Source organism: Streptomyces sp. NPDC096339 (assembly GCF_044762985.1).
Classification (GTDB): domain Bacteria; phylum Actinomycetota; class Actinomycetes; order Streptomycetales; family Streptomycetaceae; genus Streptomyces.
Genome location: NZ_JBIWFI010000013.1, coordinates 123210 through 136721 on the forward strand (window position 1 = coordinate 123210; position 13512 = coordinate 136721).

Sequence of the window (13512 nt, forward strand, 5' to 3'; positions counted from 1 at the left end):
GTCGAAACGAAACCCGGAAAAACCCCGGCGGTTACCCCATTCGGGTCTGATCGTTGTACCCACCGGGCACCCGCCGCCACCGCGGCCCCGCCCCGCGCCACGTGCCCCCACGAAGGGCCGGCCCCCAGCCGCCGCCCCGTTCCGTTCCCGTGAGGACACCGACATGACCGCGCTGCCACCCGCCCGCCGACCCGGAATCCCACCGCTCGCCGGCGGAGCCACCGGCGCCGAGTCACTGCGCCCCCTCCTCGACACCGTCCTCACCGCCCTCCACACCGGCGCCCGGGACCGCGGCGGCCCCCTCCCACCCGGCGGCCCCGCCACCGTCACCGCCCGCGTCGAAGCCGCACTGGGCAACACGGGCAGCGCGGGCGACGTACTGCCCGACAAGGGAACCGGCCCCCACGAAGCCCTCACCACCCTCGTCCGCACCCTCACCGCCGGCGCCGCCGACCCCGCCGACCCCCTCTGCGTCGCCCACCTCCACTGCCCGCCCCTCGCCGTCGCGGCCGCCGCCGACCTCGCCGCCGACGCCCTCAACCCCTCCCTCGACTCCTGGGACCAGGCCCCCGCCGCCTCCGCGATCGAGGCCCTCCTCACCCGCACACTCGCCGCCGAGTTCTACGACACCCCCCGCGCCGACGCCCTCGTCACCACCGGCGGCACCGAAGCCAACCAGCTGGGGATCCTCCTCGCCCGCGAACGCCACGGCCCCGCCCTCACCGTCCTGCACGGCGCCAACGCCCACCACTCCATCCCCCGCGCCGCCTGGCTCCTCGGCCTCCCACCCGCCGTCGCCGTCCCCACCCCCACAGGCACCCTCGACCCCGACCACCTCGCCGACGCCCTCGCCGCCACCACCGGCCCCACCCTCGTCACCGCCACCGCCGGCACCACCGACGCCGGACTCATCGACCCCCTCCACCGCATCGCCGACCTCTGCGACCGCCACGGCGCCGACCTCCACATCGACGCCGCCTACGGAGGACCGCTCGCCCTCAGCCCCCGCCACCGCGACAAACTCGCCGGAATCGGCCGCGCGCACTCCCTCACCGTCGACCTCCACAAACTCGGCTGGCAGCCCGTCGCCGCAGGACTCCTCCTCGTCCCCGACACCGCCCTGCTCGCCCCCCTCGCCCACCAGGCCGACTACCTCAACGCCACCGACGACACCGAAGCCGGCCTGCCCGACCTCCTCGGCCGCTCCCTGCGCACCACCCGACGCCCCGACGCCCTCAAGATCGCCACCACCCTGCGCGCCCTGGGCCGCGACGGCCTCGTCCACCTCATCGACCACACCTGCGAACTCGCCCACCAACTCGCCGACCGCCTCGACGCCCACCCCGGCTTCGAACTCCACGCACCGCCCACCATCAGCACCGTCCTCTTCCGGCCCGCCCACGCCACCGACGAGGACGTCGCCGAACTGCGCCGCACCCTCCTCCACGAAGGCCGCGCCGTACTCGGCCGCACCCACGCCGACGGCCGCCTCTGGCTGAAAGCCACCCTGCTCAACCCCCACACCACGGCGAGGGACCTGGACACCCTCATCACCCTCCTGGAAGGCAGCACCCACCGATGACCGCCCAGCTCGATGCACCCCACGACCTCGTCGGAATCGGCATCGGACCCTTCAACCTCTCCCTCGCCGCCCTCGCCCACGGCCTCCCGCACCACGGAGCCGGCGAACTCTCCACCGCCTTCTACGACCAGCGCCGCGACTTCCGCTGGCACCCCGGACTCCTCATCGACGGGGCCACCCTCCAAGTCCCCTTCCTCGCCGACCTCGTCACCCTCGCCGACCCCACCAGTCCCTGGAGCTTCCTCAGCTACCTCAAGCACAAGGAACGGCTCTTCCCCTTCTACTTCGCCGAGCAGTTCCACATCCAGCGCGCCGAATACGACGCCTACTGCCGCTGGGTCTCCGGCCGCATCCCCGGACTCCACTTCGGCCACCAGGTCGACGCCGTCCGCTGGAACCCCGAACGCGACCTCTTCGAAGTCGACTTCACCCAACTCGACGCCGACGGCGAAGCCGAAGCCCTCGGCCGCACCCACACCCGCAACCTCGCCCTCGGCATCGGCACCGCCCCCTACGTCCCCGAACCCCTGCGCCCCCTGGCCGAAGCCCCCACCGTCCCCGTCATCCACTCCGCCGACTACCTCGACAACCGACAGCGCATCCTCGGCGCCGACCACGTCACCGTCATCGGATCGGGCCAGTCCGGCGCCGAAGTCTTCCTCGACCTCCTCCGCGCCCGCCCCACCGGCCGCGAACGCCTCACCTGGCTCGCCCGCACCCCCTCCTTCGCCCCCATGGAGTACTCCAAGCTCGGCCTCGAACACTTCACCCCCGACTACACCCGCTACTTCCACGCCCTCCCCGAACCCGTACGCGACCGCCTCGTCCCCGCCCAATGGCAACTCCACAAGGGCATCGACGCCGCCACCATCGCCGCCATCCACGAAGAGCTCTACCGCCGCACCCTCCACGGCGGCTGGCCCGACGCCGTCCTCACCCCCGGAGTCAGCGTCCGCACCGCAGGCCGAGTCGCCACCACCAAGGTCGAACTCCACCTCGAACACATCGAACAGGGCAGCCGCTCCCGCCTCACCACCGACGCCGTCGTCCTCGCCACCGGCTACAAGGAACGCCCGCTCACCAGCCTCCTCGCAGGCCTCGACCCGTACATGCGCAAGGACTCCTCAGGCCGCCCCCGCATCGACGACCGCCACCGCATGGTCCTCGACCCCAGCGTCACCGGCAGCATCTTCGTCCAGAACGGCGAACGCCACACCCACGGCGTCGGCGCCCCCGACCTCGGCCTCGCCGCCTGGCGCAGCGCCGCCATCCTCAACACCCTCACCGGCAAAGAGCCCTACCCCCAGCCCACCCGCACCGCCTTCACCACCTTCGGCCTCGAACAGCGCGAACACACCCGCCCCCGGCCCACCGTCGAACTGCTCCCGCTCGTCGACCACCCCTGACCCCCACCCGGCCGCCCGCCCGGCACTAGGGTCGCCGACATGCAGCGAACCAGTGCCGACGGGGTCACCGTCCTGTGGACACCCGCCCCCACACCCGGTCCCCTCACCGCGCAGCTCACCTTCGGCACCGGCATCAGGGACGAAACCGCCCCCACCCTCGGCGTCACCCACGTCATCGAAAGCCTCGTCATGTCCGAGGTCGGCAGCCGGCCGCATGCGTACAGCAGCTCCGTCCGCGAGGACCTGACCGAATTCACGGCCAAGGGCACCCCCGAGGACGTCACCGGCTTCCTGCTCGCCATCTGCCGCGCCCTCTTCGACCTCCCACTCCACCGCACCTCACAGGCCACCGGCCTGCTCTCCGGCCACGCCGCCCGGACCCCCGTCCACCACGTGGCCGAACCCCTGGGCGCCCTCTACGGCCCCCACGCCTCCGGCCTGATCACGCACGCACACCCCGGCATGTACGCGGCCCTCACCCCCGAAACGGTCCGTGCCCACGCCACCGCCCGCTTCACCTGCGGCAACGCCGTCCTGGCCCTCGACGGCCCCCCGCCCCCAGGCCTCGCCCTGCCCCTGCCCGAAGGCCCACCACCCCACCGGGCCACTCCCCGCACACGCCCCCACGTCCCCGGATCCTGGCAGCACCGGCCCGTCGACACCGTCTCCCTCCTGCTGGCCTGCCACCCCTCCGACGCCGCCGCCACCATGGCCCAACTCGTCCTGCGCCACCGCGTCGAACGCGCCGCATGCACCGTGCACGACATATCCGCCGACATCGGCGCCCACTGGTTCCTGCGCGGCCACGACACCCTCGACCGCGCCCTCGTCATCCACCCCCGCCCCGGCAGGACCAGGGAAGCCGCCGTGACGCTCTGGCAGGAAACCCTCCGGCTCACCCGCAAAGGCCCCACACCAGCAGAACTCGACACCCTCGTCCACGACATCCGCTCCGAAACCGGATCCGTCTGGGGCAGCAGACGCCCACTCGAACGAGCCGTCGTCGCCGAGCACTTCGCCATCCCCTACATCGACGACGACACCCTCTTCGAGAGCTACGCCGACGTCACCCCGCAAGCCGTCCGCACCTACCTGGAGCGCGCCCTCGACGACGCCGTGCTCGTCGTCCCCCACAAGACCCGACAACTCCACCTGCGCACCCCCCAGGGCGCCGCCCTCCCCAACTCCGACTGCTGGCACCCCCACGGCCGCAGGCCCCCCACCCCCGGCACCCGCTACCGCATGAACCCACTGCGCCGAGCAGTCACCCGCCGCCGCCACCACGGCGAATACGTCCTCACCCCCTGGGGCATCGTCGTCCGCGACGCCCACCGCGACGAACACGACATCCGCTTCGACGAGATAGCCCTCATGCGCCACGAAGGTCCAGGCCGCATCGTCCTCACCGGCTGCGGCTGCGAAATGCACCTCCACCCGCACCAGGTCGCACACGGCGAACACCTCATCGCCGCCCTCGACGCCGCCGTCCCCGCCCACCTCGTCCACACCACCCCGTGAACCCGCACGGGGCCGGAGCCCGCCCCAGCGAACCCCGGCCCCGCACAGGTACGACCAGCCGCTAGAAGACCGGCGTACCGGCCCGCGTCAGACGCCAGTCCACCGACGCGAACTGCGCCGGATCCACCGTCCCCTTCGCCTTCACCCACCCGATGATCGTGTTCCGGATCTCGTCCGAGTTCGCCCACAACTGCCGGGCGCCCGGCACGTGCGGGAAGTTCCCACCACCCGAAGCCCGGTAGTTGTTCACCGCCAGCACGAACTGCGCCGCCGGATCCAACGGCTTCCCACCGAACGTCAGGTTCACGATCCGCGAACCCTTCGGCTGCGCGATGTCGATGTCGTACGACAGCCCGTACACCGCGTCGTAGTTGTAGTCGGGCGTCGCCTCGGCATTGGTCAGCTTCGCCGGATCCACCACCTCACCCGGCGCGGTCTGCACGTAGTACTTCGCCGAGTACTCCAGGTAGTCCTTCAGCTGCGCACCCGTCATCAGACGCGCCTCCAGGGTGTTCTCGAACGGATACAGACCCGCCGCGTCCCTGATCGTCACCTGCCCGGCCGGTATCGAGGCGGTCCGCGAGAAGCACGAGGCCTGCGACAACACCGGCAGCGCCGCGAACTCCCCGCCGGCCAGAGCCGCCTTCACCGTCTCCGCCTGCACGTGGTTGATGAGGTCGATGATCGGAACGTCCTTCACCGGGCCCTCCGCCGACGACATCGCCTGCGTCGACGTACCGATCACCTGGTTCACGTACGCCACGACCTTGCGGTGTTCGTCCTCCAGCAACCCGGTGATCTTCGGGTCCTCCGCGACGGTGTTCGAGTTCAACACCTTCGCCGAGACCTTCTCCACCGACCAGCGACCCCGCGACCACGACAGCTCGAAGTCGAACAGCGTCAGCCGCTGCCCCCACTTCAGCGGTTCCGACAGCACCACGTCCTTGCCGGTCGCCTTGTTCTTCACCCGGTACTCGGGAATCTCCGTGTGAGCGTGCCCCACCAGGATCGCGTCGATCCCCGGCACCTGCTCCGCCACCAGACCCGCCGCGTTCTCGATGTACGGCAACTGGTCACCGTACGAAGACGTCCCGCTCGACCCCGAATGCGCCGACACGATCACCACGTCCGCACCCATCGAACGCAGCCGCGGCACGTACTTCGCCGCCTGCTCCTCCAGCCCCGGGAACGTCATCTTCCCCTGCACGTTCGCCTTGTCCCAGATCGCGATCCCCGGGTTCGTCAACCCCAGCACCGCCACCATCACATCCCGCCCGTGCGGAGTCCGCAACCGGTGCATGCTGTACGGCGCGAACGCCGGCCGCAACGTCTTCGCATCCAGCGCGTTCGCCCCCAGCAGCGGGAAACGACACTGCTCCTCGAACTTCCGCAGCACCGGAATCCCGTAATTGAACTCGTGGTTCCCCAGCGCCGCCGCGTCATACCCGATCGCGTTCATCGCCTGCGCCATCGGGTGCACCGGACCACGCCGCGCCGTGATCGGATCCACCTTCGCGTAGTAGTACGACAACTGCGTGCCCTGGATCGTGTCACCCGCGTCGATCAGCAGCGTGTTGCAGCGCCCCTTCTCCGCCCGCACCTGCTCCACCAGCGTCGAGATCTTCGCCAGACCCACATCGTTGTGCGCCTTGTCGTCGAACTCCTTGTCCGTGAAGTAGTCCCAGTTGAAGACATTCCCGTGCAAGTCGGTCGTACCCATCACCGTGAACGAGTACGTACGCGCACCGGCCGAACCCGTCGGGCCGGCCGACTCGGCAGCGGCGGCAGGGGAGCTCGTGGCCCCCGCCAACGCCACGGCCGCACCCGTCGCAGCCGTGGTCCCCAGAAAAGTCCTGCGGTCGAACGCCATGCCATCTCCCCTTTTGAGGCGTGAACAACGCGCGTAGATTCTGACCCACAGGTAACAAGCCGCAACACCCCCACCAGGTTTCGATCCGATGACCACACCCCCACGGGCCGCGGTGCGACAGTGAAACCATGACCCAGGACGCATCGCACCAGCCCTACGGAACCCCCGAAGTCCCCCGCGTAGCAGTCCGCGGCGAAGCCCGCCTCGAAGTCGACCCCGAAATCGCCCGCATCGGCATCACCGTCAGCGCCCGCGGCACCGACCGACGCACCGCCCTCGAAGACCTCACCCGACGCAACAACACCGTCCTCGAACTCATCAAGAGCTACGGCGACCCCGTCGAAAAACTCGAAACCGGCTCCTTCTCCATCACCCCCGAACTCACCCGCCACGGCCGCGCCGAACGCATCCGCGCCTACCACGGCCGCGTCCACATCACCGCCGAACTCAACGACTTCACCACCCTCGGCGAACTCACCACCCGCCTCGCCGACCTCGAACTCACCCAGGTCGACGGCCCCTGGTGGGCCCTGCGCCCCACCTCGCCCGCCCACGGCCAAGCCCGCCGCCAAGCCGTTCTCGAAGCCGTCCAACGCGCCCGCGAATACGCCGAAGCCCTCGGCGCCCACCTCGCCGCCCTCGTCGAACTCGCCGACCTCGGCGCCGAGAACGGTGCTCCCATGGCCCGCCCCGGCGGAGCCGGAATGCGCACCATGGCCTTCAGTGCCGCCGAAGACGCCGGCCCCCCGCCCCTCGACCTCGAACCCCAGCGCCAGACCGTCTACGCCCAGGTGAACGCCCGCTTCACGATGACCCCGCCACGGCTCTGAACCGCAGCTCCGAAACCACCGAAAACCACGCCCCGGGGGTGCTCATCAGAGCACCCCCATGCACATTCAACAATTGTCAACAACCTTTTGCCCAAAGGTTGTTGAGTGGACACCCGGAAGCGATTACCTACTCCCAAGTAGGGGAATACGCTCGCCCCATGCGCCGAGCGAAAATCGTATGTACCCTGGGCCCCGCGACCGACTCATACGACCAGATCAAAGCCCTGGTCGAAGCCGGAATGGACATCGCCCGCTTCAACCTCAGCCACGGCACCTACGCCGAACACGAGGAGCGCTACCAGCGCGTACGCAAGGCCTCCGACGAGACCGGCCGCAGCGTCGGCATCCTCGCCGACCTTCAAGGCCCGAAGATCCGCCTCGGCCGCTTCCGCGAAGGCCCCGTACTCCTTGAACGCGGCGACGAATTCACCATCACCGTCGAAGACCACGAAGGCGACCGCCACACCTGCGGCACCACCTACAAAGGACTCGCCACCGACGTCACCACCGGCGAACGCATCCTCGTCGACGACGGCCGCGTCACCCTCGAAGTCACCGCAGTAGACGGCCCCCGCGTCCACACCACCGTCATCGAAGGCGGCATGGTCTCCGACCACAAGGGCCTCAACCTCCCCGGCGTGGCCGTCTCCGTCCCCGCCCTCTCCGACAAGGACATCGAAGACCTCCGCTGGGCCCTGCGCATCGGCGCCGACGTCATCGCCCTCTCCTTCGTCCGCACCGGCCGCGACATCGAAGACGTCCACCGCATCATGGACGAGGAAGACCGCCGCCTCCCCGTCATCGCCAAGATCGAAAAGCCCCAGGCCGTCGAGAACATCGACGACATCGTCGCCGCCTTCGACGGCATCATGGTCGCCCGCGGCGACCTCGGCGTCGAAATGCCCCTGGAACAGGTCCCGATCGTCCAGAAGCGCGCCGTCAAACTCGCCAAGCGCAACGCCAAGCCCGTCATCGTCGCCACCCAAATGCTCGACTCGATGATCGACAACTCCCGGCCCACCCGCGCCGAAGCCTCCGACGTCGCCAACGCCATCATCGACGGCACCGACGCCGTCATGCTCTCCGGCGAAACCAGCGTCGGCAAATACCCGGTCGAAACCGTCCGCACCATGTCCCGCATCGTCGAAGCCGCCGAAGAAGACATCCTCGCCAAGGGACTCCCGCCCCTCACCGACCGCAACAAGCCCCGCACCCAAGGCGGAGCCGTCGCCCGAGCCGCCGCCGAAATGGGCGACTTCCTCGACGCCAAATTCCTCGTCGCCTTCACCCAGAGCGGCGACACCGTCCGCCGACTCTCCCGCTACCGCTCACCCATCCCCCTCCTCGCCTTCACCCCCGACCCCGCCACCCGCTCCCAGCTCAACCTCACCTGGGGCGTCGAAACCTTCCTCGGCCCCCACGTCGACTCCACCGACGCCATGGTCGCCCAGGTCGAAGAAGAACTCCTCCGCATCGGCCGCTGCGCCCCCGGAGACACCGTCGTCATCACCGCCGGCTCACCCCCCGGCGTCAGCGGCTCCACCAACATGGTCCGCATCCACCACATCGGCGACCCCGTCCGCTGACCCGGCGACCACCGCTACAACACCTCACGTATGAGACGCACCGCGTCGGGCAACTTCAACAGGCTCACCCCCGTACTCGGAAAATGCCCGCCCGACGCGGTCACCCTCGCCGTCGCCCCCAGCTCCGTCACGAACCGCATGACGTGCTCCGAGGTCGCCTCCCCGGTCACCGGGTCATCCGCCGCATGCAACACCCGGAACCCCCGCGCCGCCCCACGGATCCTCGCCCAGTCGAACTCCGGCGAGAAGAACGGCGCCAACGCGTCATACCCCACCTCGGCATTCATCGACGCCACGAACACCACCCCCGCGAAAGCCCCCTCGGCCTCCGTGTCGTGTTCCTGGAGCAGCCGCAGCACATTCACCCCACCCAGACTGTGACCCACCAGCACCGTCTCACCCGCCGGCGCCCCCTCCGTCTCCGCCCGCAGCGCCTTCAGCCACGCCCCGGCCTCCGGCGCGAACGGCTCCGGAAAGTCCGGCACCCGCACCTCGTGCCCCTCCCCGGACAACTCCTCCGCCACGGACCCGTACCAGTGCTCCGCACTGCTCATCCCGTACCCGTGCGCGATCACGATCCTGCTCATGACTCTCCCCCCGAGGCCGGTCCACCGACCGACCCATCAGTCCATCCATCAATCGAAACGCTACGCAGCGTTTCGATTAAAGCTAAGGCTATCGTGATCCCGTGTCAACCACTCCCCAGAACCCCCCACCCCGAACGGGCGGACGCAACCGCAACGAAGACGCCCACCACTCCGTCCTCGAAGCGACGACCGCCCTACTCGTCGAAAACGGCTACGGAGCCCTCACCATCGAAGGCGTCGCCAAACGCGCAGGCGTCGCCAAAAGCACCGTCTACCGCTGGTGGAAATCCAAACCCACCCTCGTCATGGACGCCTACGCCCACGAAACCGCCACCCGCGTCCCCGAACCCGACACCGGCACCCTCACCGGCGACCTCACCACCTTCGTCACCGACCTCTACCGCATCGGCGACGACCCCATCCGCACCAAAGCCCTCACCGGCCTCATGGCCGAAGCCCAACTCGACCCCGCCTTCACCGAACCCTTCCGCGCCTGGACCGCCACCCGCCGCGAAATCGTCACCAACATCCTCCGCCGCGCCATCACCCGCGAAGAACTCCCCACCACCACCGACCTCGACCACGCCACCGACCTGATCTTCGGCCCCTTCTGGTACCGCCTCCTCATCGGCCACGCCCCCCTCACCCCCACCGACGCCGAAGCCCACGTCAGGACCGTCCTCGCCGGCCTCACCCCCCGCGGCCAGTAGGGACAGGGCGGACAGGGCCTACCAACCGAACCGACGGTCCACCACCGCCTCGAACTCCTCGAAACTCAACACCTCATCCCCATTCGCATCCGCCGCATCGAACAACGCCGACGACGCATCCGCATCCCCCAACGCCCAGAACGGCAGATCCCCCTGCGCCGCCAACGTCGGCCCCTTCGACCGCAACGCCGTGATCACCTCCAGACGGGTCAGCTGCCCGTCATGGTTCAGATCCAGCGCATCGAACAACTTCCGGGCCTTCTCACTCATCACACATCCCCTTCTCGAACCACCTTCACCTCAACCTAACTCCAGCCCCGTGCGCACTGCCCCCATGCCGAACGAACTCACCTACGACGCCGAAGCCATGCCGGAAGAACCCCGACACGGCCCCCACCCGATCACCGCCATCACCCCCGACGCGTACGAAGCGCTCCCCGCTAGACCCCCGCGCCGTGCTCCGCCACATCCGCATCCGCCGGACCGGCCGAGAACCCCCTCACCACCCCGCCCCGAGCCCCCGGCACCACACCACAGAACGCCGCCTCCAAAGTCCCACCCAGCGCCGTGTTCGCCGCACCCCGGTTCGAGGTGTTCGCCATCGCCGCCAGACTCCGCCGCCCGTCCCGCGTGGAAAACGCGTACGTGTAGAAACCCTGCACCGTCCCCGTGTGCCCGTACACCGACGCCCCGCACGACAGGTCGTACCGACGCAGCCCGAGCCCGTAGAACCGCGTCCCCGCCGCATCCACCGGAGCCACCGTCACCATCAGGTCCAACATCCGCGCCGGCAGCAGCCGCCCACCCAACAAAGCCGACGTGAACGCATTCAAGTCGGCCACCGTCGAGATCACGGCCCCCGCCGACTGCGCCCACGACACCGTCTGCTCCGTCGAATCGACCAGCGCCGCCCCCTCCTCATCCGGGTGCAGATAACCCCGCACGTGCCGGCCCGCGATCTTCGTCCCCGGATGCACGTACGACGTGCCGCGCAGCCCCAGCGGCTTGAACACGCGCTTGGCATACGCCTCACCCACCGGCCGCCCGGTCACCTTCTCGATGAGCATCCCGAGCGCGACGAAGTTGGTGTTCGAGTACGAGTACGCCACCCCCGGCTCCGTGGTCCGCGGCTCCCGCAGCGACAACTCCACCAGCTCCTGGTACCGGAACACCCGCCCCCGCACCGCCTCGAAGCCGGGCACGGTCTTCTCGAACATCGCGTCCGTGTAATCGGCCAGCCCGCTGCGGTGGCTCAGCAGGTGCCGCACCGTGATCCGCCGGTCGGGCAACACCCCGGGCAGGTAGCGCTCGACGGGCGCATCCAGATCGACCTTCCCCTCGTCGACCAGCTGCAGCACGACGACGGCGGAGAACGTCTTCGTCACGCTCCCGATCCGGAACCGCGCCCGGGGATCCATGGCCGCCCCCGTACGCCGGTCCCGCACCCCCACCACCTCGGTCCGCACCCCACCGGGCTCACTGAACCGGGCCATCGCCCCCGGTGCGCCGGCGGTCGTGGCAGCCTGCAAGGCCTGTACCAGGGCGGAGGGATCGGCGGCGGCATCGGCGGTGGGAATGGCCCCGGCCCACACGGCGGCGAGGAGGGCGGCGGTCACGGCGAGACGTGGTCGGTTCATGCGCCGACCGTAGGGCGCGGGTGATCATCCTCAGTGCTTCGGCCCGACGTGTTCGTCCATAAGAGCGACGGATGCCTTGCGGGCGACTGACACGTTGTAGGGGTCTTGGCCGCGGGCGGTGATGGTCCACTCCACCCCGACCTTGGTGAGGGTGTCGGTGCAGAGCTTCCGGATGTCGTCGGACTTGTTGGTGAAGAAGTACCGCGGGTACTCGTAGCGCTTGCCGTTGCGGACGGTCCAGTTGGTGATCCGGCAGCCGTCGGAGTGGATGAGGCCCCGGATGAACTCCCAGGGGTGTACGTCGACGATCTCCTGCTGCCAGTCTTCGAGGACGATCCGGCGATCATGCTTCCTGCCCGGGCCGTGCTGCGGGAACAGGCATTCAAGGTGCTTCGAGTACACCTTGACGTTGTGGCAACCGACCTTGCGCACACGACAGACTTGGTTGAACGGGAAGACGAGCCGCATGGCCTTTTCGGCGGAGTTCATCAGGCCCGGCCAGTCGTCCCCGCAGGTGATCATGAGGTTGGGTACGCGGTGGCCCGAGTAGTGACTTATGTGGCCGTCGCCGAGGTAGAGGCCCAGGAGGTACGAGTACGCCTGCTCATCGAGCGCGCTGCCGTCGCATCTCGGGCAGTCCGGGTCGTGGGGACCCGGGCACTCGCCACGCTTGGCGCGGTCCATGTGCTTCCAGTAGCCGATGGTGCCGGGCGGGATACTGAGATGGCGGGCCACCTCTGCATTTCGCGCCCCGCCGCGCAACAGAGAGAGGGCCGTTTGTCGTATCTCGAGGCTGTGAAACTCCATGCAGCTACTGTGCGTGACAGTCGGTGGCGATGAGTAGTAAAAAAGCGAACGTTCACTCGAAAGTGAACGTTCGCTCTTCGAACATGTGCCGGGTGCGGGACTCGAACCCGCAAGCCCTCACGGGCAGATGTGTTTGAGACATCCGTGTATGCCATTCCACCAACCCGGCAGGGTTGCTCGTCGGAGTGTACCGGGTGACCATGCGCCTGCGCTGCTAGGTAGGCTCATCCAAGCAGCAGAGCCCCGCAAAGAGGAGCCCCCGTGACCGCCGAGCACGAGTCGACGCCCGCCCCCGACGCCGACCAGTCGCACGTCCCTCCGCTGACGACCCGCGTCGTCATCGCCGAGGACGAGGCGCTCATCCGTCTCGACCTCAAAGAGATGCTCGAAGAGGAGGGCTACGCCGTGGTCGGCGAGGCCGGCGACGGGCAGACGGCCGTGGAGCTCGCGCGCGAGCACCGGCCCGACCTCGTCATCCTCGACGTGAAGATGCCGGTACTGGACGGGATCTCCGCCGCCGAGAAGATCGCGGAGGAGTCCATCGCCCCCGTGCTCATGCTCACCGCGTTCTCGCAGCGCGACCTCGTCGAGCGGGCCCGGGACGCCGGTGCGATGGCGTACCTCGTGAAGCCGTTCAGCAAGAGCGACGTGGTCCCCGCCATCGAGATGGCCGTGTCCCGCTTCGCGGAGCTGAAGGCGCTGGAGAAGGAGGTCGCGGACCTCTCCCAGCGGCTGGAGACCCGCAAGCTCGTCGACCGGGCCAAAAGCATCCTGCAGACCCAGTACGGCCTGACGGAGCCCGCCGCGTTCCGGTGGATCCAGAAGTCGTCCATGGACCGTCGCATGTCGATGCAGCAGGTCGCCGAGGTGGTCATCGAGGACGCCGAGGCGAAGAAGAAGGAAAGCGGTCAGTAGCAAGCAGTGGTCGGACACGACGTGAGGCCCGTCTCCCCCCGAGGGGAGACGGGCCTCACGCGTA

Annotated in this window: 12 protein-coding genes and 1 tRNA gene; 7 read left to right on the forward strand and 6 right to left on the reverse strand. The window is 69.0% G+C overall.

Translation table 11 applies throughout. The annotated features are described in order from the left end of the window. Positions 1 to 163 precede the first annotated feature (163 nt). The 3 genes from ACIQ5Y_RS19140 to ACIQ5Y_RS19150 are packed head-to-tail and all read left to right on the forward strand — an operon-like array spanning position 164 to position 4506. Entirely contained in the window at positions 164 to 1582 is a 1419-nt protein-coding gene (locus tag ACIQ5Y_RS19140; protein ID WP_403881339.1) for a pyridoxal phosphate-dependent decarboxylase family protein, read from the forward strand. After that, positions 1579 to 2988: a lysine N(6)-hydroxylase/L-ornithine N(5)-oxygenase family protein gene (locus ACIQ5Y_RS19145; protein WP_403881341.1), complete on the forward strand. Its 1410-nt coding sequence runs from the start codon at positions 1579 to 1581 to the stop codon at positions 2986 to 2988. Before ACIQ5Y_RS19140 ends, ACIQ5Y_RS19145 begins: the two co-directional genes overlap by 4 nt. Before the next feature lie 39 nt (positions 2989 to 3027). After that, entirely contained in the window at positions 3028 to 4506 is a 1479-nt protein-coding gene (locus tag ACIQ5Y_RS19150; protein WP_403881343.1) for a hypothetical protein, read from the forward strand. A 61-nt stretch (positions 4507 to 4567) separates the two neighbouring features. Here ACIQ5Y_RS19150 and ACIQ5Y_RS19155 read toward each other — a convergent pair whose 3' ends face one another. Continuing rightward, positions 4568 to 6376, reverse strand: coding sequence for a bifunctional metallophosphatase/5'-nucleotidase (locus ACIQ5Y_RS19155; protein WP_403881480.1), 1809 nt, complete (start codon positions 6374 to 6376; stop codon positions 4568 to 4570). A gap of 128 nt (positions 6377 to 6504) precedes the next feature. Here ACIQ5Y_RS19155 and ACIQ5Y_RS19160 point away from each other — a divergent pair, with 128 nt between their 5' ends. Both ACIQ5Y_RS19160 and pyk read left to right on the forward strand, forming a co-directional pair. Further along, positions 6505 to 7206: an SIMPL domain-containing protein gene (locus ACIQ5Y_RS19160; RefSeq protein ID WP_403881345.1), complete on the forward strand. Its 702-nt coding sequence runs from the start codon at positions 6505 to 6507 to the stop codon at positions 7204 to 7206. A 158-nt stretch (positions 7207 to 7364) separates the two neighbouring features. Next, a complete protein-coding gene (gene pyk / locus ACIQ5Y_RS19165; RefSeq protein ID WP_403881348.1) occupies positions 7365 to 8792 on the forward strand; it encodes a pyruvate kinase in 1428 nt (475 codons plus the stop codon). Positions 8793 to 8806: 14 nt separating this feature from the next. Here pyk and ACIQ5Y_RS19170 read toward each other — a convergent pair whose 3' ends face one another. Next, on the reverse strand, positions 8807 to 9367 hold the full coding sequence (locus ACIQ5Y_RS19170) for an RBBP9/YdeN family alpha/beta hydrolase (RefSeq protein WP_403881351.1): 561 nt from the start codon (positions 9365 to 9367) through the stop codon (positions 8807 to 8809). A gap of 113 nt (positions 9368 to 9480) precedes the next feature. Between ACIQ5Y_RS19170 and ACIQ5Y_RS19175 the strand changes: the two genes are divergently transcribed. After that, positions 9481 to 10089, forward strand: coding sequence for a TetR/AcrR family transcriptional regulator (locus ACIQ5Y_RS19175; protein ID WP_403881354.1), 609 nt, complete (start codon positions 9481 to 9483; stop codon positions 10087 to 10089). A gap of 18 nt (positions 10090 to 10107) precedes the next feature. On the opposite strand, the gene ACIQ5Y_RS19180 is transcribed toward ACIQ5Y_RS19175, so the two are convergent. The 4 genes from ACIQ5Y_RS19180 to ACIQ5Y_RS19195 form a co-directional block, all read right to left on the reverse strand. Beyond that, positions 10108 to 10359 carry an EF-hand domain-containing protein gene (locus tag ACIQ5Y_RS19180; protein WP_403881356.1) on the reverse strand — a complete coding sequence of 84 codons (252 nt, stop codon included), beginning with the start codon at positions 10357 to 10359 and terminating at the stop codon, positions 10108 to 10110. A gap of 170 nt (positions 10360 to 10529) precedes the next feature. Then, the gene (locus ACIQ5Y_RS19185; protein ID WP_403881359.1) at positions 10530 to 11726 is read right to left on the reverse strand and encodes a serine hydrolase domain-containing protein; all 1197 of its coding nucleotides are present in this window, start codon (positions 11724 to 11726) and stop codon (positions 10530 to 10532) included. A gap of 30 nt (positions 11727 to 11756) precedes the next feature. Then, a complete protein-coding gene (locus ACIQ5Y_RS19190; protein WP_403881362.1) occupies positions 11757 to 12533 on the reverse strand; it encodes a helix-turn-helix domain-containing protein in 777 nt (258 codons plus the stop codon). A gap of 86 nt (positions 12534 to 12619) precedes the next feature. Then, a tRNA-Leu gene (locus tag ACIQ5Y_RS19195) sits at positions 12620 to 12702 on the reverse strand. 92 nt (positions 12703 to 12794) lie between these two features. On the opposite strand from ACIQ5Y_RS19195, the gene ACIQ5Y_RS19200 reads away from it, so the two are divergent. Next, on the forward strand, positions 12795 to 13448 hold the full coding sequence (locus ACIQ5Y_RS19200; protein ID WP_403881364.1) for an ANTAR domain-containing response regulator: 654 nt from the start codon (positions 12795 to 12797) through the stop codon (positions 13446 to 13448). The last annotated feature ends 64 nt before the right edge of the window (positions 13449 to 13512 follow it).

Coding starts and splice junctions, on each gene's coding strand:
- ACIQ5Y_RS19160 (WP_403881345.1), top strand. CDS start 6,505: ATGACCCAGGACGCATCGCACCAGCCCTACGGAACCCCCGAAGTCCCC.
- pyk (WP_403881348.1), top strand. CDS start 7,365: ATGCGCCGAGCGAAAATCGTATGTACCCTGGGCCCCGCGACCGACTCA.
- ACIQ5Y_RS19185 (WP_403881359.1), bottom strand. CDS start 11,726: ATGAACCGACCACGTCTCGCCGTGACCGCCGCCCTCCTCGCCGCCGTG.
- ACIQ5Y_RS19145 (WP_403881341.1), top strand. CDS start 1,579: ATGACCGCCCAGCTCGATGCACCCCACGACCTCGTCGGAATCGGCATC.
- ACIQ5Y_RS19140 (WP_403881339.1), top strand. CDS start 164: ATGACCGCGCTGCCACCCGCCCGCCGACCCGGAATCCCACCGCTCGCC.
- ACIQ5Y_RS19155 (WP_403881480.1), bottom strand. CDS start 6,376: ATGGCGTTCGACCGCAGGACTTTTCTGGGGACCACGGCTGCGACGGGT.
- ACIQ5Y_RS19180 (WP_403881356.1), bottom strand. CDS start 10,359: ATGAGTGAGAAGGCCCGGAAGTTGTTCGATGCGCTGGATCTGAACCAT.
- ACIQ5Y_RS19190 (WP_403881362.1), bottom strand. CDS start 12,533: ATGGAGTTTCACAGCCTCGAGATACGACAAACGGCCCTCTCTCTGTTG.
- ACIQ5Y_RS19150 (WP_403881343.1), top strand. CDS start 3,028: ATGCAGCGAACCAGTGCCGACGGGGTCACCGTCCTGTGGACACCCGCC.